The sequence below is a fragment of the Maribacter caenipelagi genome, assembly GCF_004364175.1.
GTDB classification, from domain to species: domain Bacteria; phylum Bacteroidota; class Bacteroidia; order Flavobacteriales; family Flavobacteriaceae; genus Maribacter; species Maribacter caenipelagi.
On the sequence record NZ_SNZW01000011.1, the window covers coordinates 505,290 to 530,927 of the forward strand.

Here is a 25,638-nt window from a genome sequence, read left to right on the forward strand (position 1 = left end):
AAAATCCGAAAAGATTAATGTAGTTGGACATAAGTAGGAATTTTCAGCTAAACTATAAAAAGTATGGTAGTGCAAGGTTCATCTAAAGTTATTTTCGATAAACGGTATCATTTTAAAGTTTGATAATAATATGCCAGTAATTAATAGCTGGGTAGTGGTTTTTTCATCAGTAAATAACCCATTTTTTTATGATCCTGTCATTATTCTTTTGCTCCAAATCTCATACATAAGTTCACCTTTACTATTTTTTCCTGTGTGGTGCCAATCATCGCTTTCGAGTTTATAATTGAATTCTAATTGTGCGCCGACTCTAGAATTATCTTTTGAGAAAAATTCAATTTCTTCTTTGTAAATACCGTTTTCAGCTTTGTAAGTACCGCCTCCGGTTCCTGAAACTCGAAAAGATTCGGTATCATAGGCAATCCACTGAAAAGTATTGTCAATTAAAAGTTTTAAAGTCTTTCTTGAATTTTCTTCACCGCGTCTTTCTTGCCCGGTATCTGGCCCTCTAGTGGCAAAAAGCCATGCTCCGTCTAAATCTTGTGTAGAGGCTTTTACAGGTTCTAATGTTAATGGTTGGGTCCAGTTCATTTTTAGCTTTTCACCTTCTTCCTCAATAGAAATTGATAGTTGTCTAACACCATCATTTTCGAAGTCAGAATTAAATTCTAAAAGCACTACCATTAGCTTTTCTAATGTAGTTTGCTCAATTTTAAAAAAGCCACCGACCGTTTTAATGAATTTAGCAGGTTCAATTTCGTACTCGTTGTAGATCAAATAGTCCTCGGTAATTTTTACTTGATGCACTCTTTTTGCAGTATTGTTTTCAACAGTATCGACATAAATTCTGCGCTCAATTTGACTGTAGGAAGCTAAACTTGCTGTAAAAAAAAGAACTATTGCGAAATATAGTGCTTTTAAATTATTATTTTTCATTTTATAAGATTTAGGTTCGTTATTTTAATCTGTTAAAAATAAGATAGTTATGTGTTGTTTTTAAAATATTCAGGTATAATTTTTAAAAATTTTGTTGCTGGTCGTAAAAAAAATAAAAAACCTTGTTTTTTCAATTTTTTTGATTTCATTTGTCCTGTTCTAATACACAACTTTGTGTAATAGAGATTTCAAGCTTTTAGCTGAACATTATGTATCGTTATTCTATGTTCGGGTTTGAGGGAAATTGGAAGTATTTTTCTCAAATGGCTTATAAGATAGGTTGCCGATTAGTTAAGCAAACTTCCAACTCATTTTCTACTATCATGCAAAGTCAGCATGACTATTTTTTTATTCCTACTACTCAGAAGCAAATTCTGGTGTGATATCTTACTTAAAATAGTTACGTTTTCTTAACTTTAAGTCTATAGGCTAGTTACTACATTTATCATAATCATATTTCATTATTATTTAATATTCAATTTCATGAATACCAAATACATTGATCTTATTGATCAAACTTATTATTTTCCACAAGAAGAGTTTAATTTAAATGGTGAGCACTTACAATTTCACGGCATTCCGTTGAACGATTTGGTTCAACAATACGGTAGTCCTTTGAAATTTACATACCTCCCAAAAATTTCTGAAAATATATTGAGAGCCCAAAATTGGTTCGCAAACGCTATAGAAAAGAATAACTATAAAGGCAAATACCACTATTGTTATTGTACTAAAAGTTCGCATTTTCAACATGTAATGCATGAAGCCCTTAAGAATGAGATACACATGGAAACCTCTTCTGCTTTTGATATCAATATTATTGAAAAGCTTAAGAAAGACGGTAAATTAACAGATCAAACTTATGTAATCTGTAACGGATTCAAGCGCGAAAAATACATTGAAAATATTGCTCGTTTAATCAATAATGGTCACCAGAATTGTGTGCCAATTATTGACAATTACGAAGAGATAGATTTATTATCAGATGCTATCAACGATACGTTCAAAGTAGGTATTCGAATAGCATCAGAAGAAGAGCCAAAATTTGAGTTTTATACTTCTCGTTTGGGTATTGGGTATAAGAATATTGTTCCGTTTTACGAAAATCAAATAAAAGACAATGATAAGGTAGAGCTAAAGATGCTTCACTTTTTTATTAATACCGGTATTCGTGACAATGCCTATTACTGGAACGAGCTTGTAAAATGTTTAAAAGTATATGTTCGTTTAAAAAAGATATGCCCTTCATTAGATAGCTTGAACATTGGAGGCGGATTCCCAATTAAAAACTCATTGGCTTTCGAATACGATTACCAATACATGATCAATGAAATTCTAAATCAGATAAATATTACGTGTTCAGAAGCAGATGTTCCTGTTCCTCATATATTCACTGAATTTGGTAGCTTCACGGTAGGTGAAAGTGGTGGTGCCATCTATGAGATATTATATCAGAAACAACAGAACGATAGAGAGAAATGGAATATGATAGATTCATCTTTCATAACTACTTTACCAGATACTTGGGCAATCAACAAAAGATTTATCATGTTACCAATTAACCGTTGGAACGATGAATATGAGCGTGTGTTGTTAGGCGGTCTAACCTGTGACAGTGATGATTACTATAACAGTGAGCAGAACATGAACGCTATTTATTTGCCAAAATATAAGAGAGAAAAACCACTTTATATTGGGTTTTTCAACACAGGTGCTTATCAAGAGACTATTGGTGGGTATGGCGGTTTACAGCACTGTTTAATTCCGCAGCCAAAACATATATTGATTGATAAAGATGAAAACGGTAACTTCACTTACAAACAATTTCGCGCACAGCAAAAGGCAGAAGATTTACTAGGTATTTTAGGGTACGATGTAACTGCTGACGATGAATAAAAATAGTTTGGTCATAAAAACCGATACAAATAGAATTACGTATATAAAATTGAAAATAGTACTAAAAAACCACTTAACAATAGCTAAAATATCATGAGTACATCTAAGAATTATGCCGGTATTTCCGATGAATTCGCACAACTAGAAAAATCGAAAATTATCTTGATACCTGTTCCTTATGATGGAACCAGTACTTGGGGTAAAGGAGCGGACAAAGGTCCTGAAGCTTTCTTGGAAGCTTCTGAAAACATGGAATTGTATGACATTGAAACCGATTCTGAGGTTTACAAACAAGGTATTCATTTAACCGAACCTATAACTGTAAACAGTTCGCCCGAGGCTATGGTCAATGAAGTTCATGCTATTACTAAAGACTTTATTAAACGTAACAAGTTTGTAACCCTTTTTGGAGGTGAGCATTCAATTTCAATTGGCTCTATACGTGCCTTTAATGAATGTTTTGATAACTTGACAGTCTTGCAGATAGATGCACATGCCGATTTGAGAGAATCGTACGAAGGTACCAAGTATAACCATGCTTGTGCTGTATACGAGGCTAACCAGACTACTAATTTGGTGCAGGTGGGTATTCGTTCTATGGATGTTATTGAAAAAACCGTAATGGATGAAGAAAAAACATTCTTCGCACATGATATGGTCAATGATGAATATTGGACGGACAAGGTAATTGAAGCCATGACCGAGAACGTGTTCATTACTTTTGATCTAGATGCTTTTGATCCTTCTATTATGCCTTCTACAGGAACTCCAGAACCAGGCGGATTGCTTTGGTATGAAACTATGGAATTCTTAAAGCAGGTTTTTGAAGATAAAAATGTAGTAGGTTTCGATATTGTAGAACTTTGCCCAAATAAAAATGATAGATCGTCAGATTTCTTGGCGGCTAAATTATATTACAAAATGCTCAGCTATAAATTTGCAGGGCAAGAGATCGATCAAGAGTATGACAATACTTTTGATATAGATTATAAAGCAAATACAAATTCAAAATTTGAAGATGACGAAGACTAAAGGTGCAATCACCAATTTTATAGAAAAATACTATTTACACTTTAATGCCGCTGCATTAGTTGATGCTGCAAAAGGCTATGAAGAGCAGTTAGAAAATGGTGCCAAAATGTTGGTTTCATTAGCTGGTGCTATGTCTACAGCAGAATTAGGTAAAATATTTGCTGAGGTCATTCGTCAAGATAAAGTGCAGATCATTTCTTGTACAGGTGCAAACCTAGAAGAAGATATCATGAACTTGGTAGCACATTCACATTACAAACGTGTGCCTAACTACAGAGATTTGACTCCGCAAGACGAGTGGGATCTGTTAGAAAAAGGGTTGAACCGAGTAACGGATACTTGTATTCCAGAAGAGGAAGCTTTTAGAAGATTACAAAAGCATATTTTCAAAATTTGGAAAGATGCCGATGATAAAGACGAGCGTTTTCTACCTCATGAATTTATGTATAAAATGTTACTTTCAGGAGTGCTAGAGGAATATTACGAAATAGACCTTAAAGATTCGTGGATGTATGCAGCTGCAGAAAAGAACTTACCTATCATTTGCCCAGGTTGGGAAGATAGTACTATGGGTAATATTTTTGCATCGTATGTGATGAAAGGCGAGTTGAAGGCAAGTACTATGAAATCTGGTATTGAATACATGACCTTCTTGGCAGATTGGTATACTGAAAATTCACAAAACGGAATCGGATTCTTCCAAATTGGTGGTGGTATCGCAGGCGATTTCCCTATTTGTGTAGTGCCAATGCTTTATCAAGATATGGAACGTACCGATACACCTTTCTGGAGCTATTTCTGTCAAATTAGTGATAGTACTACCAGTTATGGTTCATATTCAGGTGCAGTGCCAAATGAAAAGATAACTTGGGGTAAATTAGATATCAATACACCTAAATATATAATTGAGAGTGATGCGACAATTGTTGCGCCGTTAATTTTTGCTTACTTATTAGACATGTAATTATGGACAAGAACGCACATTTAAAAAGAGTCATTGTGGACTTTAAAAAATTGACACCGGAGGTTCTTAAACTTTTGGTAGATAGGTACCCAGATGGTTATGATGATCGTAATATTATTTCTTTCAAAAATGGACAGGGAGAACGTATCGAGGCAGTTGAGGTTTTAACTGAAGACACAAAATATTTAGTAAAAATCAGTGCCAAGCTTGAGTATACGATGGAAAATTACGATGTAGATGATTATGAGGATTTCGATGATGATGATCCAACAGCGGTAGTGGAGCCAGATCCAGAAGATATGGTTGATGGTGATGATGAAGACTAGTATTCTAGTCCATTATAAGATTACACTTTAAAATTCCGGTTTGCTTCCAGTAGACCGGATAATTACTTTCACTTATAACTAAACTAAATATCGTTGTGCTTACAACAGATAAATGAAAATTGACGAAATTGAAAATATTGAATTAAAGTTTTTAGACCTTGATGACTATCAAGAGTTAAAAACTGCAATGATTTCTGCTTATGCCAACATGCCTGGGTCATATTGGAAAGAGGAACATATAAAGTCTTTAATCGATAAATTTCCAGAGGGGCAGGTAGTTATCAAAATCAACGGCCAATTAGCAGGTGTTGCCTTGTCTATAGTTGTTGACTATGATGCATTCGATGATAGCCATACCTACGAACAAATTACCGGAAAGTATAGTTTTGATACCCATGACGATGAGGGCGATGTGCTTTATGGTATCGAAGTTTTTATAAAACCAAGCTTTAGAGGTCTTCGTTTGGGGCGTCGCTTGTATGATTACAGAAAAGAACTTTGCGAAAAGTTGAACTTAAAGAGTATTGTATTTGGTGGTCGAATGCCAAATTATCATGCTTATGCGACAGCGCTTTCGCCTAAAGAATATATTGACAAGGTTCGTCGTAAAGAAATTCAAGATCCGGTTCTAAATTTTCAGATCAGCAATGATTTTCATCCTGCTAAAGTAATGAAAGGGTATTTAGATGGTGATAAGGCATCTCAAGATTTCGCTATTTTGATGGAGTGGGATAATATTTATTATCAAAAACCTTCAAAGAAAGCTGCTACTAAAAAAACCATAATTCGTTTAGGATTGATTCAGTGGCAAATGCGCCCTTATAAAGATTTAGATGAGTTATTAGAGCAGGCAGAATATTTTATTGATGCTGTTTCTGGTTATCGTTCAGATTTCGCTTTGTTTCCTGAGTTTTTCAATGCGCCCTTAATGGCTGTAAATAATCATATGTCTACGCCAGATGCTATTAGAGAACTGGCAAAACATACACAGGCAATTGCTCAAAAATTTTCAGAATTTTCAATATCCTATAACATTAATATCATAACAGGTAGTATGCCTGAAATGATAGATGGCCGTTTGTACAACGTGGGTTATTTATGCAGACGTGATGGTAGTATGGAGCGTTATGAAAAACTTCATGTTACGCCAGATGAAGCTAAAGTATGGGGCATGCAAGGTGGTAATCAGTTAAAAGCATTTGATACCGATTGTGGTAAGATCGGAGTGTTGGTATGCTACGATTCTGAATTTCCAGAACTTAGTCGTTTGTTGGCTGACGAGGGTATGGATATTTTGTTCGTACCTTTCTTGACCGATACACAAAACGGCTATTCTCGAGTTCGTAATTGTGCTCAGGCACGTGCAATAGAAAACGAATGTTATGTTGCCATTGCGGGTAGTGTAGGCAACTTGCCGAATGTTCAGAATATGGATATTCAATTTGCACAGTCTATGGTATTTACACCGTGCGATTTCTCTTTTCCGACAAACGGAATTAAAGCAGAGGCGACACCGAATACCGAAATGATTTTAATTGCCGATGTAGATATTAGCTTGCTTCGCGAATTAAATCAGTTTGGGGCGGTACGTAATCTTCGCGATAGAAGAACAGATTTATTTGAGTTAAAAAAGAAATAAGAAAAACTCCGTCAATATAAAAGGAGGCAAAAAACAACAAAATTGGATAATTTACAGATTATAGGTAGTGAAGAGTGGTGTGTATTTAATGATTTGGGTATCCCTGCGATCAAAGCAAGGGTAGATTCAGGTGCAAAAACATCTTCCATACAAGCTACCAATATTAAAATAATTACAAAAAGTGGTCAAGAATGGGTAAAGTTTGAGGTAAGTCCGCTACAAGAAAATCGTAGTATAGCTATTGAATGTCAAGCAAGATTGGTTGCTCGCCGTATGGTAAAAAGCTCATCGGGTATATCTGAAGAACGATTGGTGATTAAAACTCCCGTTACTATTGGTGATGATACTTTTGATATAGAGTTGACCCTAGCAAATAGAGATACGATGGAGTTTCGTATGCTATTGGGTAGAGAGGCTTTAAATGAACGTTTTATTGTAAACCCTGCATTAAACTATCAGCTACAATCATTTGAAGATAGTGACGTAAATAAATTATACGCTCCTTATTTTAAGGAAAAAACGGGATTGAAGATTGCACTTTTAGCAAGCAATCCTAATTTGTATAGTAATAAAAGAATAATGGAAGCTGCTGAGGCTAGAGGTCATGAAATACATTTTTTAAATGTTGAACAAGCCTATATGAAGCTCGATGCTCATTCTCCTGAAATAAGATATAGAGGTGGTATTATCCTTAAAGATTATGATGCTGTTATTCCACGTATTAAACCGTCTGTAACTTTCTACGGTTGTGCATTAATTCGTCAATTCAATAATTTAGGAGTCTATTGTCAAAATTCAGCAGAAGCAATTACACAGTCTAGAGATAAATTGTTCGCTTCCCAGCTGTTTTCTAATCATGATATTCATATACCGATAACCGGATTTGCAAAATCACCGATGGATACCAAAGATTTGATCAAAATGGTTAATGGTGCGCCGTTAATTATTAAGCTTTTAGAAAGTACACAAGGTAAAGGTGTTGTTCTGGCGGAAACCAATAAGGCTGCAGAAAGTGTTATTAATGCTTTTAAGAGTGTTAATACCAATATTTTAGTACAAGAGTTTATTAAAGAAGCGAACGGTCAGGATATTCGTTGTTTCGTGGTAAACGGTAGAGTAGTGGCCAGTATGCAACGCCAAGCCCAAAAAGGAGAATTTAGAGCTAATATTCACCAAGGTGGCATCGCTTCTATTATTAAAATTACCGCTGACGAGAAAAAGTTGGCGTTAAAGGCTGCCAAAGTATTGAACCTTGCCGTTGCTGGTGTAGATATTATTCGCTCCAACAAAGGTCCGTTATTGTTAGAGGTAAATTCTTCGCCAGGTTTAGAAGGTATAGAAAATGCTACAGGTAAAGATATCGCCAATGCTATGATTATGGCAATTGAAAAGCGATTGAAGTTTATAAATTAAAATAATTTGAAGAACAGGCTAAACCCTGTTCTTCAAATTATTTAACATTGTTTCTGTAGTTTTTTGAAGGTCGAATTCTGCTTTCCATTTCCAGTCTTTTTGTGCATTGGTGTCATCAATACTACTTGGCCATGAATTGGCAATCTCTTGCCTAAAATCAGGTTTGAAGGCTATATTAAATTTTGGTAGAACGGCTTTAATATTTTCTGCCATTTCTTTAGGCGTAAAACTCATTGCCGCTAAGTTGTAAGCAGAACGTTCTTTAATATTCTCTTCTGGTGCTTCCATAATCTGTAAAGTGGCACGTATGGCATCGTCCATAAACATCATAGGTAATTTAGTGTCTTCTTCCAGAAAGCAGGTATATGCGCCTTCCGTAAGTGCTTTGTGATAGATTTCTACGGCGTAATCTGTTGTTCCGCCTCCTGGCATTGTTTTCCAACTAATAAGTCCTGGGTAACGAATGCTTCTCACATCCACATTAAACTTATTGAAATAATACTCGCACCAACGTTCTCCACTTTGTTTACTTATACCATATACCGTACTTGGCTCCATAATGGTATTTTGCGGAGTATCTTCTTTTGGGGTATTCGGACCGAAAACAGCAATACTCGACGGCCAGAAAATCTTTTCTATTTTTTTGTCTTTTGCTAAATTCAAAACATTGAAAAGCGTGTTCATATTCAGGTTCCACGCACGCATGGGGAATTTCTCTGCAGTAGCACTTAACATTGCAGCCATTAAATACACTTCAGATATATCGTAATAGGCGATTACCTCTTCTAGAGCATCATAATTGGTGGCATCTAAAATTTCAAACGGCCCAGATTCCATTAATTCATCGTTACCTTCTCTAATATCACTGGCTATTATATGTTCGCCACCGTGTTTTTCTCTTAGCGTTAACGTTAGTTCTGTTCCTATTTGACCACAGGCCCCAATAATCAATATGTATTTTGGCATTAAAATTTGCGTTAAATGAATTTGAGATAAAGATACCTTTTCTTAAAATTTGTACATTCGCTTATGTCCAAAATTATCTCTTTTTTAATATTAATTATATTGGTTTCTTCTTGTAAAGATGCTGTACAAGAAAATAATGCTATTCGTGAAACTCGATGGGAAGAGACAACAGATAGCTTGCCTACTAAAATTCGTGTCGATGCTAAAGCACAAACAATCTTAAACGATTGGAAGGAATACAGCGCATTAGAAAAGAGTTTTGATAAAATCTATACTTCAGAACTTATAGAAGATTTTCAGTTTGTCGTAGATGAGTTGATAGAAAATCAGAATAATATGGATACAGGTGAGTATCCCGAAAAATTCAATATTCCACAAATAAAAGCGCGCCAGAAGTTATTTAAAACTTACGTATTAAAAACTAAAGGTGATTTGGAGTATCGACAGAACCCGAGGGAATCTATCATACAAATGATTACTGCTTTTAATGACTTAAGAAACCAGTTTAACGTAGTGGTAAATAATACCTTACCAGATGAATTACTCAAAAATGAAGAGAATTAGCCTTTTATTAGTGCTTTTGTCAACCATGGTATTTGCACAAGAAGATGACAAAACCCAAATTATCGAAACACTTGACGCTTGGCATGCTGCTGCTGGTGCGGCAGATTTTGATGCTTATTTTGAATTAATGACAGATGATGCTGTTTTTATTGGTACAGATGCTTCTGAAAATTGGCAACGAGATGAGTTCATGAGCTTTTCTAAACCGTATTTTGATAAGGGTAAGGCATGGAATTTCACAGCGGTAGAACGTAATATTTATGTAAATACCGATGCTAGTTTAGCTTGGTTCGATGAGCTACTTGACACACAAATGAAAATATGTCGTGGATCAGGAATCTTGAAAAAGGTTGACGGGCATTGGAAAGTGGCACATTACGTATTATCGATAGCTGTACCAAATGATTTGGTAGATGAGCTGGTAGCGCTGAAAAAGGAAAAAGATGATTTGCTCTTGCAAGAGCTTAAAATGAAGGAATAAAAAAGGCGAATCTGTATGATTCGCCTTTTTAGTTTCAATAATATTTTATTATTATTTTTTCTCTTCAGGAGCTTCTTTTCTAGAAGTCAAAGCTTGTTTACTTAAACTGGCTAAGTTGAAATTAGGGTCAATTGCCAATGCTTCGTCTAAAGTAGCGATTGCTTGATCAATATTATCTTTATCCACATTATACTGAATAAGTGCTTTCACATGAATAAATGCAGCTTTTAGTGGAACCTCGTAAGGTTGTTGACGTTCGTAAAAAGCATATTTCATGTCATCTGTAGCATTGGTAATACCGTATTCAACATGCTTCATTGCACCCACGTTATCGCCAGTTTGTACTTTTAAGTCTGCCAATTCATAGGCAAGGTACGCATTTGGCTCTCTCGCATTTAATGCTTCAAATTGTTCTAAGGCTCTTTTTGGCTGATTTAAAGCTTTTAGGGAAACAGCTTTTACTTGAATAGCTAAATTAGAATCAGAATCAACTTTCTCGATTCCGATAATGTTTAGCGCTTGCAAATGTTGATTGTCATTTGCATAAATATAGGCAAGGGTATCATTTCGTTGTTGAGATGGCGATAAGATATTTAAGTGCGTCAATGCATTGATTACACCATCTACATCGCCTTGTAAACGCATTTGGTCATAAAATGCTTCGTAATGCGTTAGTAATTCTGATTTGGTCTGTGAATATCCATAACTACCTGAGAATAATACGGCAGCTACAACTATTAAAACTGATTTTTTCATCTTTCTTGTTCTTTTTAAAGTGCGCTAAACTATTAAAATAATCTGTATGATGCTGTTAAGGAAAGGTTTAAATGTTAGAAATGAAAAAGGCGCCCTACAAGGCGCCTTTTTAAACTTCAATAGTTTTTAAATTCTTAAACTACTTCTAATCTGTTATTAGATTTTCTAAAAGAATTTAAAAGCTGTGTATAAAAACCAATACTCTTATTGTCTTTTTCAACACATGAAATTAGAAACTTACACAAGTTATTAAATAGTAAATTCGTGTAAAATGTTGGTAAATAAGTATTTACCGTTTTAGGGTCATACAAGCTATCGTCTTCTATAACTTCCATTTTAATTCTATGGCGATGATAGTCTATAGTTACATTCGTTGCATTATAGTATTTTTTTAATAATGCAATATGTAATTCTTCGTACTTTTTAGAACCATTTGGGTTCTTGCAACTTAGGGAGATGAGCTTCTCTAATTCAACTAAAACCCTCTCCCGTAATTTATCTTTCTTCATAATATTATGGTTTTATATTGTTATACAAAGGTATGTCATAAGTCGATAAGTAGTTGAAAACCAACAATATATTAACGCTGTTTTTGGGTATTTGTTGTGAAAGGGAAGCTAAGTGTTGTGTAGGGTTAGTTTATAGATGTAAGAAAGTTGTATTTGTTAATAAGAAAAATACTACAAAAATACACTATTTTTTGATTTTTGCCAGTAGCATCGTATTGTGGTGCTGGTATACTTCTTTTGGCAGCTTGTTTAGTATAATATTCTTTTTTCGTTGGATGCTCAGGGTATACGGCATTCAAAACATCATTATAATTTTCGTATTCAATTACTCTTTTTATAATACCAATACAATCATCTAAATGAATAAGGTTAATGGGTGCGTCACCACCACTAAGGTTTTCTCTACCTGATAACATGGTTACAGGATGTCTGTTCGGTCCAATTAATCCGCCAAAACGAATGATAGTGGTATTTAATTCTTTATCATTTTTTAAAAGGTTTTCACATTGTACTAATTGTATACCAGATTCGGTAGTGGGGTGAGGTGGGGTTTTCTCGGTAACTATACCTTCTGTATCACCATAAACTGCTGTGCTACTAGCAAATATGATATTTTTTACTCCCGATTTTTTAATAGCTTGGTGCAGTAATGTAATCTTTGTGATGTAACTTTCTTTAGGACCTTTTCCTCTTAGTTTCGGCGGAATATTTATAACCAGTACCGAGACCGAATCAAGAAATGCATCGATATCACCTTTAATTTCATTTTCAGATAAAGCTATTTTAAACGGTGTGATGCCTTTCTTCTTTAAAACCGATATTTTCTCATCAGATGTAGAAGTTCCATTAACAGAATAACCAGTTGCAATTAAACTTTCAGCCAAGGGCAAGCCAAGCCATCCACAACCTATAACACCTATTTTCTTAGTCAAATTTTACTTTTTGTATGGTTAAAATAGCATCGTTTAATACAAACGGCATAGATATTTGGTCTTCTTTTCGTTGCGGTATAGAGAACAATCCATTTTTAAGCAAATCATTAGAAGCTTCATATATGGTAAGTTCCAATTCTTGTTCCACTGGTACTTCTAGCATAATGTCCGTGTAATTTTTATCACTGATGTAATGTGTAATCAGTCTACCTCCATATCTATTTTTAAGAAAATACTCAGACAATTCTATTCCGTTTACATCTGCCTTTACTATATCAACATCGTTGGTGAAAACTTCCAACCGGTTTATAGGTCTATTAGGAGTAATACATAAATGAACTGTACGAATATTACTTACCATAGTATCTAGTAGCACCTCAATAGTTGGTTTTGGTACATTCTTTAATGGGGCTTCATTTGTAAACGTAAAATTAGAGCCGTATTTACTGCTAATCGTCTTTTTTGAAAGAAGGGTATCTACAGCTTTTTTGGTGATGTATTGCGAAGTCCAATCAGAAGGTCGATGCTCGTAAGTTGCCCATTTTGCTTTATTTTCATCGGTATCTAAAACATATAATAAGCTAGTTGGTTTCGGTCTATCGTTAGTAAAGCCAGAGTTCATATGAGCGGATGCCATAAAGCCAGCAAATAATAAGAAACTTAGAAACGCCAAGGCACCTTTTTTTCTATATTTAGTTATTAACGGAAGTAATAAAAAGAAGATTAATGTCGTCAAAAGGGTAGTGGCAACAAGCATTTTAAGACCTAAGCCTACCGGAAACATTTTCACGAAAGGTGCGAATATGAACAATGCCGGAATGCCAAGAAATACCAGTAAAAATGGATTCGGATTCTTTTGATTGATATGCACGTAAAAAGCAACTAAAAAGCTATATAATGGTATAATGAAAAATGCGGCTCCTTGTAAATACACGGATACTAGTCCACAAATGACAATCCAAATTATGAAAGGAGCTACCAATAAATTCGCGGTTTTAATTACTTTAAATTTATAGTAGGCATAAAAACAAGTACCTAATGAAAATAGGGTGAACGCAAAGATATAAGCATGACCATTATAGGTAAAGCCGTGTAATATGTCATTATAGCCAGGGTATACCCATTTTAAAAACTGCCAACTGAAGAACCCTACGACTCCGTTAACAATTAAAGTAAAGAGTACGGGAATAAATCCTTTTAAAATATCTTTTCCATTCAAGACCTTTTTTCTGAATCCGGAGATTATTAGGATTATAAAAAAGAGAATGGCAATGACAAGCATGGGCATAATCCAACTAAACGGATATGAAACCATTTTAAAGAAAGGTACATTGAAATATACGTTATCATCAAGGCTCTTTAAGTTGCTAATATCAGCATTACTGAAATAGGTCAATAAGGGCATAAGGTAGCTGCCTTGGTGAGCCAATGTGTTTCTGTCTAATCTTTCATAATTATCTATTTGTGTATGGTAATCGAAGTGATCATCAATAAACGCAAAGTTGAACCCCTCTACATCGCCATCTTCTCTAAATACGGTTAAATCGGTATCATTGGGTAACATCTTATAAATACTATAGGCAAGTGAATTTGCTACTGGAAACTCAGGATTTGCAGTTATAAATTCAGTAATCAATTTACTATTTCCTCTATTGGTCTCCATTAACATATAACTTGGTCCGCCACTACCACGAGCTTCAAAATTTAAAACCAAGCCAACATCTTTCAGCCATTCATGCTTATCTACAAATAAATCGGCACCGTTTAGACCTAATTCTTCAGCATCGGATATTAGGATGATAATATCGTTTTTAGGTGTGGTATTTGTTTTTAAAAAAGCCCTAACGCCCTCTAGAATTGTAGCAACACCACTACCTGCATCACTAGCGCCTAATGAAGAATGCGGATTACTATCATAATGACTTAGCAGTAATAATGCCTTACCCGATCCACTTCCTTTAATTCTAGCCAATACATTTTCTGCTTTGCTTAAATTACCCCAATCACCAGCAGTATACCCTTCTTGCAAGGAGGTTTCCAAACCTAACTTTTGAAGTTCTGCAGTAATATAATTACGAACAGTCGTATGTGCAGGAAAACCAACACCATGTGGTTCTTTCGAAATTTCTTTTACATGTTGCAAGGCTCTATCTGTAGAAAATTCGGTTTCTACTACTGTTTCACCCTCATTATATTGTGGTAGTAACACTCTAAAACTCCAATATGTAGCAAGGATGATTAGAAGTAAAGTTAGTACGGTTGGTGTTTTTCTCATAATTATGATATTCTTTTAAAAATACCTAAAATACTGAGTATAAATAGGTATACATCGAAAATTATTAGTAAAATTCGTTTTATTTCTTATCTTTAGTAATCAACCTCTAAATAAACTGTCATGGGAATCAAAAGCTTTCAAGGTGTTAGAAAAGTATTTAAAAAGGAATTTGAAGCCCCAATATTGGTCGCTGATTATATGACTACTAAGTTAATCACTTTTTCGCCAGATGATTCAATTTTAGCCGTAATGGAAAAATTTGCCAAGCATCATATATCTGGTGGACCGGTTTTAGATAACAACGGATTTCTAGTGGGTATCATTTCTGAAGCCGATTGCATGAAGCAGATTTCTGAAAGTCGTTACTTTAATCAGCCTATTTTAGATAAGAGCGTAGAGAATTTCATGACGAAGTCTGTAGAAACAATACCTCATGATATTTCAATTTTTGATGCAGCAGGCATTTTTGCGCAGCACAATAGAAGAAGATTACCGGTTATGAAAAACGGTATATTGGTAGGTCAGATAAGTAGAAAAGATATCGTTGTGGCCGCACTTAAATTAAGTGGTCATAATTGGAAATAGGTTTTATTAAGTATAAAGTATTAAGTAAGAAGTAAAAAGTTAACTTATAAAAAGGTCTCCTTTTAGGAGGCTTTTTATATATAGCCAACTATTCCCTCTTTACAATCATGTAGAAATCATTGTCTAAAGGCAAGTAGCCTAAATCATATAGAAAATAATATGTAGTGCCTTTTTTTGTGGTGTATAGATTGGTAATAAAGTCAAAATCAAAACCTTTATCTATTAACCGCATACGTGTGGTTTTCGTTTTGCCGTCTTTTAATTTAAAACTATCAAGAATACGGTAGTTTTTGCGAAGCTTATTATTGATATTTCTAATAAGGTTTTTGCTGTCTGGGTTTACTTTATTGTTAAAGGTATTGCGACAGTAATCATTGCAGAACTTTTTGTCGGCTCTGCCCAAGACCTCTTTCCCGCATTCTAAACATTTCTTTTTCATCTATTGTCTGTGGTAATTAAAGGTGACTTCGTTCAATGTTCCATCTTCTTCACCAACCTCAACATACATGTTTATTTCTTTGTCAGATATGCACTCTATAGTAAAATCATCAAAGTAAAATTTATTCTCTTCTATTTTTACTAACTTGAAATCTATGTTTTCGTCCTTTTCTTCCCAACCACTTAAGTTGGCATCAAAATGTTTGAGTTGAAGAAGTAAAGTGCCATCTATTTCTATAAGATGACCGAATTCATAAAAGCTTACTTCACCTTTATCAAGTAATCGAAAAGAGAACATCATGGAACCATCTGCAGGCGGACTCCATATTTCTTCGGCAATTCCTCCAAAGGCTTCTCCTTTCCAATGTCCCGCTAACCATTCAATATTTTTTAGCGTCGCAGCCGGACTCGTCATTCCTTCTTCAAAAGAAACTGTGTTTTGTGCCTGTAGTAAACACATTGACGAGAGTAAAAAAAACAGTAAAAATTTCATGCGCTAGAATTTGTAACAAGATACAAATTAAACGTTTACAAACGGCTTCGCTTACTTTTCATAAAACTCTATTGGTAAGTCATCTGGGTCGGCAATGAAAGTGAATCGTTTATTGGTAAATTCATCTATACGAATAGGTTCTGCTATTACATCATGTTTTTTACAATGAGCAATTATCTTTTCTAAATCGTCTACTTCAAATGCGATATGTCTTAATCCGCAAGACTCTGGTCTAGACGGTCGTTTTGGTGGGTCTGGGAAAGAAAATAATTCAATTATATACTCTCCTTGCAGCGCCAAATCTAATTTGTAAGATTGTCTTTCTTCTCTATAAACTTCTCGAAAAATCTCTAAGCCTAAAACTTCAGTATAAAATTGTTTAGAAACCTCGTAATTAGAGCAGATGATAGCGGTGTGGTGTACTTTATTCATGAAGAGTTTACTTTAATTATTTCAAATAGTCTTGTTGTTTTTCTTCTATCGAAAAATCTAATTATAATTCATTAACAATATAATTATTTAAAAACTCCGGCAATACAACCTCCTCAATTTTAGCAATAGCCTCACTTACGGGAGTTTCAGATTTTCTTAGGTTGATAGCCATATGGTTGACTCCTACATTTTCATAGGACTTTAAATATTCGGTAAGATGGTTAATGCCTACCGTACCACCAAAACGCTGTGGCTTAAAAGTCGCGTTGTCGTCTTTAGATAGATTTAAATGTATAGCGGAAATATAAGGTTTTGCTGCTTGGTCTTCATCATACAAAGCATTACACCAGTATTTTCTGTTCTCCAAAGTTTCGGTAACAGGTCTTGGGTAATTAAACCAAGCTTGTGCGTTTTTGGCTATCCAATTAATACTTTGTCCGGAATGACCTGCTATTACAAGCGGAATGTCTTTTTTTGGTTTAGGATAGACTTCTATACCACTAGTTAAAAAATCGTATTTAGATTTTAAATTGCTATTCGTTTTCCAAGCTTCTTTGACAATGTCAAGATTTTGTCGAAAGATTTCAGGTCTTTTTTTATAATCGATATCATACATTGGGAACTCCACAGGTCTGTCTCCCAAACCTAAGCCTAACAAAAGTCTGCCATCACTTAAATTTTCTATGGTAGCAGCAGCTTTCGCTAACTTTATTGGCTGTTGCAACGGCAATACAATGGCTGCGGTACCCAACAAAATGTTCTTGGTAGCTGCAGCTAAATATCCCAAGTACGGTAAGGTGTCAAACAATTGTGCACCATCGCCAAAATTAGGGTCGTACACCGGGACATCTCGCATCCATAAGGCTGCGAAGCCTGCTTCGTCAATTTGTTGTGCCATTGCTAAATGGTTAGAAATATCAGGCACGCCAAAAGGTCTGTTGTCTTCCAAACGTTTACGATTTCCTTCTGATGACCAATCGTTATCTAAAGGAAACTCTATACCAAGTGTCATTTTACCTGGTTTGTATAGTTTATCAAATGGATTCATAGTGTGTATTTTAAATTTATCAGGCATCCGCTAAGACACCTGATGAATTATTTAGCATTAAGAAATGCCTTCAATTATGTATGTACCTATTGGTATTTATATTTTTTCTTTTTTGAATAAAACGAGGGTCAAAAAGAATCCTACAACTACTAGAATACCACCTACCCAAGGAGTTGCTTCAATACCTAAGCTTGATTCTACAACCATTCCGCCTACATAAGCGCCAATAGCAATACCGACGTTAAAAGCTGCAATGTTTAATGCAGATGCTACATCTTCGGTTCCTGGCAAGTATTTTTCAGCCATCTTCACCACGTATAATTGCAATGCTGGTACGTTTGAAAAGGCAAGGATTCCCATAAAAAACAAGGTTATTATGGCAAAAATCTGACTAGAAGCGGTGAAGTATAACACAAACAACACTATGGCTTGTAACACAAACATTACCAATAAGGCTTTGCCTGGTTTGTTGTTAGAGACTTTACCACCAATGATATTCCCAATCGCGATGGCAATACCATAAATTAAAAGAAATACACTAGTCATATTTGAAGAGAAACCAGTCACTTCTTCCAACAAAGGTGTTAAGTAGGTAAAAGTGACAAATGTACCACCATAACCAAATGCGGTAATGGCTAATACCAATAAAATAGACGGATTCTTAATCACTTTTAATTGGTCTATAAGACGTAATGGAGCTGATTGTTTGATGTTTTTAGGAACCAAAGCTAAACTAGCTATTGTACCGACTAATCCTAATAAGGCAACACCAATAAAGGTTGCTCTCCATCCAAAATTCTGACCAATGTATGTTCCTAAAGGCACACCGGTAACAATGGCTACCGTTAGACCAGCAAACATTATAGAAATTGCTGTTGCTCTTTTGTCTTTTGGCACCAAACTAGCTGCAATGGTAGACCCGATAGAAAAGAATACACCGTGTGCAAAACCTGTCACTACTCTTGATAATAGCAATAACTCAAAACTTGGTGAGATAGCTGCTAATCCGTTACCAATAATGAAAAGCAACATAATACCGATTAGTAATTGTTTTCTAGGAATTTTACCTGTTAAGGCAGTTAAAATGGGTGCACCAATGGCAACACCAATGGCGTACAGACTTACTAATAATCCTGCTGATGTTAATGATGTGCCTAGGTCGTTTGCAACTGTAGATAATAAACCTACAATTACAAATTCCGTTGTTCCTATGGCAAATGCACTTATGGTCAATGCCCATAATGCGGCTGGTAGACTCTTCTTTTTGGCTACCGTTTGGGAACCCTGTATTCTTGTAGTTTTCATAGTACATTGTATTTAATTGTTCGATACAAAATTCTATGAAAACCAAGATGTGTGCGAGGACATACATCACGGATTTTTTGTGATGTATATCAATATGGAAAAGTGATTTAGGTCACTTTTAGCTGTTAAAACGACTTAAAGTCTCTCTGGAAACGCCTAAATAAGAAGCGATTAATTTTTTAGGAACGCGTTGTATTAATGTTGGAAGCTTATTTAATAGGTATTCATACCTACTTTCTGCGGTCATGGTAAGCAAAGACAAGATTCTTTGCTGCAGATTGATGTAACCGTGATTCGATTTAATTCTGAAAAAGTTCGCAACGGCAGGGACTTCAATACAAATCTTTTCCCTGTTCTCTAGGGATAAACAGAAGAACTCAGAATCTTCAAGACAATCTACAAAAATAGTACCTGGTTCTTGATGCTGAAAAGCACAATGGTCGCTCACCCAATAGTTTTCCATGGCAAATTGAAGAATATGTTCTTTGCCTTTTTCGTCTATGGAATACGCTTTTACTAAGCCTTTAATAATCCAATATTCAAAGTCTACAGGCTGTCCTACTTGTATTAAAAATTGGTGTTTTTTAAGACTTTTAAATTCAAAGTGCGATTGTACAAAGTTCCACTCCTCATCAGTTAAAGAAACGATTTCTTCAAAATGTTGTCTTAGTAACTGTAACTTGTTTTCCATATGGTAAAAATAAGGTCCTTAGTTATAATAGCAATTGTGAATTGATAAAGTGTTCTTATATAGTAAATTATGAAAAATACTGGAAGTTATTGCTAATGATTTTATGTTGTTTAATTGAATTCAAAAAAGGGCATCAATTGTATTTAAATAAAACAAGGGATGATCTACAAACTTGTAAATCATCCCTTGTTGATATAATAAGTATTCTTATAATTTATAAGTGATTCCGATTCTACCTCCACTTACAACGTTTCCTCCACCAACTTGAAGGTTGATCGCAAAGTTGTCATCGAAGAAATACCGACCACCTACTTGTAAACCAATACCAAAATTATCTTCATCAACATCATTAACAGTGCTACCGTTAATTTTGGTAGACCAGCTATAATAAGTCAAATTGGCACCGGCATATAAATCCCACTGACTTGGAATTTCAAAAATCTCATTGAAATGGTAATTACCATTTCCAGTAATACCAAATATAGAACTCTTGTAGTCCCCACCAAAACCGCTACCGTAATTGTAGGTTTGATAAGATAATTCTCCACCCACAGAGATATTCGGTGCAACACCATATTCTAATCCCGCATAAATAGGAGTTCCCCAACTAGAGAAGCCAAATCCTGCATTTGCTTGTAATGCTCCCTCTTCTAATGGTGATTGTGCGTACGTAAAGCCAATAGTTAATAAGGCTAATAATAAAGTGATTTTTTTCATGATTAATGTGTTGACTAGCAATTAGTTAATTAATGTTGTTTTGATATTTAAATGTAATTGGTGCGAAAGATAATTAATTAATTTAATTGCTAATATTTATTAATTGTCTAATTATATAAGATGAAATTTAAGGTAGTTGGTAATGACACTATTATCTAAATAACCATTTTTTAGAATCATTATAAAATCATACTTGCTTTCTAACTATTCTCGACCCTCATATAATTCAATCGCTTTCAAATAATTCTTTGCCCCAGTCATGGTCATATCATTTACAAAACCATCTAATTTAGGGTGATTTAATTTTATCCAATTGACTAAAGAATCTTTCTCTTGATTCCATTCTTTCCAATTAACGTCAATGTAATCTAGCTCTTCAAGTTTTGTAATTTTACCTGAAGTAAAAGAGATTTTGACGTTTAACTTTAACGGATTATTCTTTAAAAAGGCATTACGAATATTCTTTTGACTGATAGTCGCAATAAGGTGATCGTTCTCTTCAGCCAATTCCAGTATTTCATATGACGGTTTGAAAATAGAATCCCATTTATAGAATTCCTTAAAACTAGTCTTGTTAAAAGGCATTACAAAATCACCGGAAACAATGGTAATGCTGTCATGAATAACAGCTTTTATTTTGTCGAAATCGCCAGAATCAAAAGCTTTATAAAATGTATTAACAGTTTCTTTACGACTTAACGCCTCATTGTTACAACTGAATAATAATCCGATTACGAACAGAATAAAAAAAGTATTTTTTATCATTTCTTTAGTTTAAAGATTTTACCATCTCTTTAATCTTAACCGCCTTCTCAAAATGGTCCAATTTGTTTTCTAGAATCCACCATTGGGCTACTTCCATTAAAAGCTTTGGATTGTCATTTTTGTTCTTGAAAAATGCATAGAAAGATAGTCCCACGTTTTCTCCTTTTGCAGCGATTTTGGCATCACAGACTTCGATGATTTTTGATTTTATTTCTTTGTTCATTTTAATCAATTTTTTTCTCGAATATTAACTCAAAATAAGAGGCTGAGCCATAGCCAGATGTTGCCGGAGCGAAAATTTGAACAAAACGCCAACCTTCCTTTGCTTTGGCGGCTATTATTTCTTTGTAATTTGAGTTTGGCTTAGAAGTAAATATGCCTCCTAATGCTAGTTTTACATATTGATATTCGTACATAATGTATAAATTTAATATTGATTAAAACTTTTAATTTTCCACTGGCGTTCAAATTCCGAAAGTGATAATTCGATTCCGTTGACCTCCTAATTTTCCGAAGGCGTCATTATTCATTTCTGAATGATACTTTAGTCTTTTTCCATTATCATAAACCTCAATTTGTCTCATGGGATAGTTTTCATAATCTAATTCTAAGTACCAATTTGATTTACCCCAATTATCATACTCATCTCCACGAGTGTCATTCCATTTAATTTTATAATATTTCATGTCTACTTCAAAATTTTAAGCTTGTGTTTCTGCAATAATCCCTCAAGATTATCTTTTGAAAATATGGCACTTGTCATTGTATTATTATCAGGGTCAATACTGAAATTTGTGGCCGTGCTAAAATCTGCTTTTTGCAAATTGGTTCTCCCAAATACAGCTCTTTCTAAGTTGCATTCATCAAACTTCGATTTACTTAAATCACAATCGCCAAAATCTACTTCTTCCATTTTGCAAGACATGAAGACTTGCCCTACTAGCTTTAAATCGGTAAAAATGGAGAAACTTAAATTGCAGTCAAAAAAAGAAAAATCCATCAAAAAAGTATTACAGGTATTAAAAGCAAGCCCCATAAGTTTGCAATGCGAAAATTTTACCTCCTTAAAGGTCGTATTTACAATATTTGCATTGCTTAAATTACAATCTATAAACTCACACTCTAAAAAAGTTTGGTTGTCAAGGTATCCTTTAGAAAAATCGCAACTTTCAAAGGTGCAATTCTCATATTCGGCTCTTGGTAACCGGTCTTCTGTATACTTTTGTACTTTAAAAGTTTGATCTAGTATTAATTTCTCCAACTTCGTTTTAGTTTTGTTTTTGCGGTAATATAATTGCAGGAATGTTCAGACTTTGAAATATCGTATTATATGCTTTCATTTCAGTATTGATAATGGCATTATGCTCTGTTTTAAAAGTGTTCCAAGTAGCCAATAGATCTCGTAATCTTTCTTTGGCGCCTGCAGTAACCTTGGGTTCCGCTACATCTATGTATCCTCTCAAATTCAATAATTGAGCATTTAGTTTATTTTCAAAATTAATAACATCTTGAAAGGTTTTTTGATTGGGTTGAATAAGATTCTCTTCCCAAGCGGTAATACGCTTGATCAATGAATCGCCCTGTTTCAATAGTGCCTCAGCTTTTGAGTTATCTTCAAGTAATTGGCTATACTGTTTTAATTGTGATTTTGCCGATTGCATATCATTTACCGCATTATGTATTTCAACTACGGTAGACTCTATGGTTTTTAACATATTTTGTTGCTCTTCATAGTCTGCCATATTAGCCTTAACCTTCGGCAGCGGTAAAATGGTTACCATGGTTTCTGCCGTTTGATTACCTAAAGTTAGCCTTAGCTTATAATCGCCTGGCCCAACGAAAGAACCATCTAATCCACCAAGTACAAAAACCTTATCTACTGCAGGCAATGGGTCTCTTTTAAAATCCCAGGTAAAACGATTATACCCTTTAGTTGCGGTTAATACAGCTGGTTTGGAGGGACCGCCTGGCCACGATTTAAATTTCTTATCTTTTTGATTGGTAACGGTACGTATGATTTCTCCATCTTTTAAGACTTCCAATTTTAACTCTGTGCTGTCTTGTGCTTCACTTAGGTAATAATCAAAAGTTACCCCGCTCTTCGGATTACTGCCTAGTCCGGATACGGGCTTTTCGCTATATCCTCCTATAAATAAATACGTGTCTTTTGGTTTAAAAATATTTATTTCTTGTTTTGGTGTGGTCGCATTTTGCAATGCTGCTAAATCATCTAATATCCAGAAAGCACGACCGGCAGTTGCCGCTACCAAATCATTATCTTGAATGATAAGGTCATTGATCGGAGTCAAGGGTAAGTTTAGTTGTAAAGGTTGCCAGTGCATACCATCATCCAAAGAAATAAACAAACCTGTTTCCGTTCCTGCATAAAGTAGTCCTTTTACCTTTTTATCTTCACGAACCACTTGGGTAAAGGTATTGTCGCCCGTTATACCGTTCGTAATTTTTGTCCATGTTGCTCCGTAGTCCGTAGTCTTGTAAATGTAGTTCTCAAAATCCATCGATTTGTAGCGCATTAATACTATATAGGCAGTGGCAGGATCATGCGGAGATACTTCAATGCTATTAATGATACCGTCTTTAGCACCTGGGGGAGTAACATTTGTCCAATTTTCACCAACATCTTTGGTTATATGTACCAGCCCATCGTCACTACCTGACCAAATTACGCCTTCTTCATGTGGAGACTCGGTTAAATAGGTAAGTGTGTTGTAGATTTCCCCACCTGCGGCTTCATTGGTAAATGGTCTGCCGCCAAGTCCGTGCTTATCTTTTTCGTTTCGGGTCAAATCCGGACTAATAACCGACCAGCTTTGACCTTCATCCGTAGATTTAAACACAACGTTACCACCATGGTAAATGGTTTTTCTATCGTGTGGCGATGTAATAATGGGTGCATTCCAATTATAGCGATACTTTGCATTTTCGGGAGATATACTTAAACCCAGTTCTGGGTATTCCTTTATGGGTTTAGATTCTTTGGTGTCCGCATCCCATTTATCAATATTACCTTGGTAGGTGCCGCCATAAATTAATTTTGGATTATCTGGGTCAAAAGCTAAAAAGGCGCTTTCACCACCGGCAACGGCATACCAATCTTTCCAGTCTATACCACTGTCATTTGTTCTAGAGGCAATTGCAACGGTAGAATTATCTTGCTGACCGCCATAGACGTTATAAGGCACCAAATTATCTGTAATTACCCTGTAGAACTGTGCAGTATTTTGATTCTCTTGCGTACTCCAGCTTTTACCTCCATTATTGGAAACATTAGAACCGCCATCGTTAGAATTTACCATGCGTTGGTTGTTTAATGGATCAATCCATAAATCGTGGTTGTCACCGTGGGGAGTAGGTAACGGCGTAAATGTTCTACCGCCATCTATAGATTTGGTTACCGGAGCATTAAGCACATACACAATATCTTCATTTTGAGTGTCAGCAAAAATTTCCATGTAATACCAAGAGCGGGCAATGTTTATTCTGTCTTTGTTGATAAGCGTCCATTTTTTACCGGCATCGTCAGAACGGTATACACCGCCTTTTTCTCCTTCCGCCTCGATTACTGCGAAAACACGTTCTGGGTTGGCTCTAGATACAGAAATACCTATTTTACCCATTTCTTTGGGTAAACCCTCGGTTAATTGCTGCCATGTTTCGCCACTGTCGGTAGATTTGTAGATGCCCGAGTTTTTACCGCCAGATTCCATGGTCCATGGAAAACGCCTGTGTTGCCACATAGCTGCATATAAAATGGTGGGGTTGGTCATATCAATCGTAAGACCAGATGCTCCGGTATTAGTATCTATAAAAAGTACATTTTTCCATGTTTCGCCACCATCTACAGACTTATAGATACCTCTTTCAGAAGATGCACCGTATTGCGCCCCTTGTGCCGAAACAAAAATGATATTTGGGTTGGTTGGATCTATGATGATGTCAGAAATATGCCTGGTTTTGTCCATACCCATATGCTTCCAGGTTTTTCCGGCATCGGTAGATTTGTATACACCGTCTCCCATTGAGGTCATTACACCACGGGCAGCATGTTCGCCCATACCTGCAATTACAATATTAGGGTTGCTTTCCGATACGGAAATGGCACCAACTGTCGCGGTTTTTAAAAATCCGTCAGAAATATTCTTCCAATTAATTCCGTCATCCGTAGTTTTCCATATTCCGCCACCAACGGTTCCCATATAGTATACCATGGGTTGACCCACTACACCGGTTGAAGCTACACTTCTTCCACCTCTGAACGGACCAATATTTCGCCATTTTAAGCCTGTAAAAAGCGAGTCTTTTATTGTGATGGCGGGTTCGGTTATTTTGTTTTTTCTACGTTGAGATTGCATGGCTACCGGTGCCATAATAATAAGCACGAGCAGAAGTCTGATGGTTTTCATGGTGTGGTCTAATTTGTTGTTGAATAGGGAAGATAACAAAAGCCTTTGTAA

Annotated in this window: 28 protein-coding genes; 9 read left to right on the top strand and 19 right to left on the bottom strand. The window is 35.3% G+C overall.

The annotated features are described in order from the left end of the window. Nucleotides 1-186: 186 nt before the first annotated feature. Nucleotides 187-936 carry a hypothetical protein gene (locus tag DFQ03_RS02970; RefSeq protein ID WP_243834404.1) on the bottom strand — a complete coding sequence of 250 codons (750 nt, stop codon included), beginning with the start codon at nucleotides 934-936 and terminating at the stop codon, nucleotides 187-189. A gap of 483 nt (nucleotides 937-1,419) precedes the next feature. Here DFQ03_RS02970 and DFQ03_RS02975 point away from each other — a divergent pair, with 483 nt between their 5' ends. From DFQ03_RS02975 to rimK, 6 genes are all read left to right on the top strand, one after another. Then, entirely contained in the window at nucleotides 1,420-2,832 is a 1,413-nt protein-coding gene (locus DFQ03_RS02975) for an arginine decarboxylase (protein ID WP_133671535.1), read from the top strand. Between the two features lie 93 nt (nucleotides 2,833-2,925). Next, nucleotides 2,926-3,864 (top strand): agmatinase, encoded by a 939-nt coding sequence (speB, locus tag DFQ03_RS02980; protein ID WP_133671536.1) that lies wholly within the window; start codon nucleotides 2,926-2,928, stop codon nucleotides 3,862-3,864. Then, entirely contained in the window at nucleotides 3,851-4,828 is a 978-nt protein-coding gene (locus DFQ03_RS02985) for a deoxyhypusine synthase family protein (RefSeq protein ID WP_133671537.1), read from the top strand. Before speB ends, DFQ03_RS02985 begins: the two co-directional genes overlap by 14 nt. A 2-nt stretch (nucleotides 4,829-4,830) precedes the next feature. Further along, entirely contained in the window at nucleotides 4,831-5,154 is a 324-nt protein-coding gene (locus DFQ03_RS02990) for a hypothetical protein (protein WP_133671538.1), read from the top strand. A gap of 112 nt (nucleotides 5,155-5,266) precedes the next feature. Further along, nucleotides 5,267-6,793 carry a bifunctional GNAT family N-acetyltransferase/carbon-nitrogen hydrolase family protein gene (locus DFQ03_RS02995; protein WP_133671539.1) on the top strand — a complete coding sequence of 509 codons (1,527 nt, stop codon included), beginning with the start codon at nucleotides 5,267-5,269 and terminating at the stop codon, nucleotides 6,791-6,793. Nucleotides 6,794-6,835: 42 nt separating this feature from the next. Next, a complete protein-coding gene (rimK, locus tag DFQ03_RS03000; RefSeq protein WP_133671540.1) occupies nucleotides 6,836-8,206 on the top strand; it encodes a 30S ribosomal protein S6--L-glutamate ligase in 1,371 nt (456 codons plus the stop codon). Between the two features lie 18 nt (nucleotides 8,207-8,224). Here the strand turns inward: rimK and DFQ03_RS03005 are convergent, their stop codons facing one another. Beyond that, entirely contained in the window at nucleotides 8,225-9,172 is a 948-nt protein-coding gene (locus DFQ03_RS03005) for an NAD-dependent epimerase/dehydratase family protein (RefSeq protein WP_133671541.1), read from the bottom strand. A 63-nt stretch (nucleotides 9,173-9,235) separates the two neighbouring features. Between DFQ03_RS03005 and DFQ03_RS03010 the strand changes: the two genes are divergently transcribed. Both DFQ03_RS03010 and DFQ03_RS03015 read left to right on the top strand, forming a co-directional pair. Next, the gene (locus DFQ03_RS03010) at nucleotides 9,236-9,736 is read left to right on the top strand and encodes a hypothetical protein (RefSeq protein WP_133671542.1); all 501 of its coding nucleotides are present in this window, start codon (nucleotides 9,236-9,238) and stop codon (nucleotides 9,734-9,736) included. After that, nucleotides 9,723-10,217: a nuclear transport factor 2 family protein gene (locus DFQ03_RS03015; protein WP_133671543.1), complete on the top strand. Its 495-nt coding sequence runs from the start codon at nucleotides 9,723-9,725 to the stop codon at nucleotides 10,215-10,217. The genes DFQ03_RS03010 and DFQ03_RS03015 overlap by 14 nt, the downstream gene beginning before the upstream one ends. Nucleotides 10,218-10,268: 51 nt before the next feature. Here DFQ03_RS03015 and DFQ03_RS03020 read toward each other — a convergent pair whose 3' ends face one another. The 4 genes from DFQ03_RS03020 to DFQ03_RS03035 all read right to left on the bottom strand — a co-directional run bounded on the left by DFQ03_RS03020 (nucleotide 10,269) and on the right by DFQ03_RS03035 (nucleotide 14,689). Then, nucleotides 10,269-10,973, bottom strand: a complete 705-nt coding sequence (locus DFQ03_RS03020; protein WP_133671544.1) for a tetratricopeptide repeat protein — start codon at nucleotides 10,971-10,973, stop codon at nucleotides 10,269-10,271. Between the two features lie 134 nt (nucleotides 10,974-11,107). After that, nucleotides 11,108-11,482 (bottom strand): hypothetical protein, encoded by a 375-nt coding sequence (locus DFQ03_RS03025; RefSeq protein WP_133671545.1) that lies wholly within the window; start codon nucleotides 11,480-11,482, stop codon nucleotides 11,108-11,110. Nucleotides 11,483-11,607: 125 nt separating this feature from the next. Beyond that, the gene (locus DFQ03_RS03030; RefSeq protein WP_133671546.1) at nucleotides 11,608-12,414 is read right to left on the bottom strand and encodes an SDR family oxidoreductase; all 807 of its coding nucleotides are present in this window, start codon (nucleotides 12,412-12,414) and stop codon (nucleotides 11,608-11,610) included. After that, entirely contained in the window at nucleotides 12,407-14,689 is a 2,283-nt protein-coding gene (locus DFQ03_RS03035) for a M28 family peptidase (RefSeq protein ID WP_133671547.1), read from the bottom strand. The genes DFQ03_RS03030 and DFQ03_RS03035 overlap by 8 nt, the downstream gene beginning before the upstream one ends. 120 nt (nucleotides 14,690-14,809) lie before the next feature. Here DFQ03_RS03035 and DFQ03_RS03040 point away from each other — a divergent pair, with 120 nt between their 5' ends. Continuing rightward, nucleotides 14,810-15,274 (top strand): CBS domain-containing protein, encoded by a 465-nt coding sequence (locus DFQ03_RS03040; RefSeq protein ID WP_036151428.1) that lies wholly within the window; start codon nucleotides 14,810-14,812, stop codon nucleotides 15,272-15,274. Nucleotides 15,275-15,362: 88 nt separating this feature from the next. Here DFQ03_RS03040 and DFQ03_RS03045 read toward each other — a convergent pair whose 3' ends face one another. From DFQ03_RS03045 to DFQ03_RS03105, 13 genes are all read right to left on the bottom strand, one after another. Beyond that, nucleotides 15,363-15,713, bottom strand: a complete 351-nt coding sequence (locus DFQ03_RS03045) for a hypothetical protein (RefSeq protein ID WP_133671548.1) — start codon at nucleotides 15,711-15,713, stop codon at nucleotides 15,363-15,365. Beyond that, a complete protein-coding gene (locus tag DFQ03_RS03050) occupies nucleotides 15,714-16,172 on the bottom strand; it encodes a DUF6265 family protein (RefSeq protein ID WP_243834405.1) in 459 nt (152 codons plus the stop codon). Between the two features lie 84 nt (nucleotides 16,173-16,256). Further along, nucleotides 16,257-16,637, bottom strand: coding sequence for an SMU1112c/YaeR family gloxylase I-like metalloprotein (gene gloA2, locus DFQ03_RS03055; protein WP_133671550.1), 381 nt, complete (start codon nucleotides 16,635-16,637; stop codon nucleotides 16,257-16,259). Between the two features lie 61 nt (nucleotides 16,638-16,698). Then, entirely contained in the window at nucleotides 16,699-17,685 is a 987-nt protein-coding gene (locus DFQ03_RS03060; protein ID WP_166637426.1) for a TIGR03571 family LLM class oxidoreductase, read from the bottom strand. A gap of 96 nt (nucleotides 17,686-17,781) precedes the next feature. Beyond that, complete coding sequence (locus DFQ03_RS03065; protein ID WP_133671552.1) at nucleotides 17,782-18,990, bottom strand: MFS transporter; 1,209 nt, start codon at nucleotides 18,988-18,990, stop codon at nucleotides 17,782-17,784. A 118-nt stretch (nucleotides 18,991-19,108) separates the two neighbouring features. Next, nucleotides 19,109-19,681: a Crp/Fnr family transcriptional regulator gene (locus DFQ03_RS03070; protein ID WP_133671553.1), complete on the bottom strand. Its 573-nt coding sequence runs from the start codon at nucleotides 19,679-19,681 to the stop codon at nucleotides 19,109-19,111. 207 nt (nucleotides 19,682-19,888) lie between these two features. Beyond that, entirely contained in the window at nucleotides 19,889-20,398 is a 510-nt protein-coding gene (locus tag DFQ03_RS03075) for an outer membrane beta-barrel protein (RefSeq protein WP_133671554.1), read from the bottom strand. Between the two features lie 204 nt (nucleotides 20,399-20,602). Further along, entirely contained in the window at nucleotides 20,603-21,163 is a 561-nt protein-coding gene (locus DFQ03_RS03080; RefSeq protein ID WP_243834406.1) for a nuclear transport factor 2 family protein, read from the bottom strand. A gap of 4 nt (nucleotides 21,164-21,167) precedes the next feature. Next, nucleotides 21,168-21,386 (bottom strand): DUF6500 family protein, encoded by a 219-nt coding sequence (locus tag DFQ03_RS03085; RefSeq protein ID WP_133671555.1) that lies wholly within the window; start codon nucleotides 21,384-21,386, stop codon nucleotides 21,168-21,170. Between the two features lies 1 nt (nucleotide 21,387). Then, entirely contained in the window at nucleotides 21,388-21,579 is a 192-nt protein-coding gene (locus DFQ03_RS03090) for a DUF4177 domain-containing protein (RefSeq protein WP_133671556.1), read from the bottom strand. 48 nt (nucleotides 21,580-21,627) lie between these two features. Then, nucleotides 21,628-21,849, bottom strand: coding sequence for a hypothetical protein (locus DFQ03_RS03095; protein ID WP_133671557.1), 222 nt, complete (start codon nucleotides 21,847-21,849; stop codon nucleotides 21,628-21,630). Nucleotides 21,850-21,851: 2 nt separating this feature from the next. Further along, complete coding sequence (locus DFQ03_RS03100; RefSeq protein ID WP_133671558.1) at nucleotides 21,852-22,424, bottom strand: pentapeptide repeat-containing protein; 573 nt, start codon at nucleotides 22,422-22,424, stop codon at nucleotides 21,852-21,854. 7 nt (nucleotides 22,425-22,431) lie between these two features. After that, nucleotides 22,432-25,587, bottom strand: coding sequence for a WD40/YVTN/BNR-like repeat-containing protein (locus DFQ03_RS03105; protein ID WP_133671559.1), 3,156 nt, complete (start codon nucleotides 25,585-25,587; stop codon nucleotides 22,432-22,434). Between the last annotated feature and the right edge of the window lie 51 nt (nucleotides 25,588-25,638).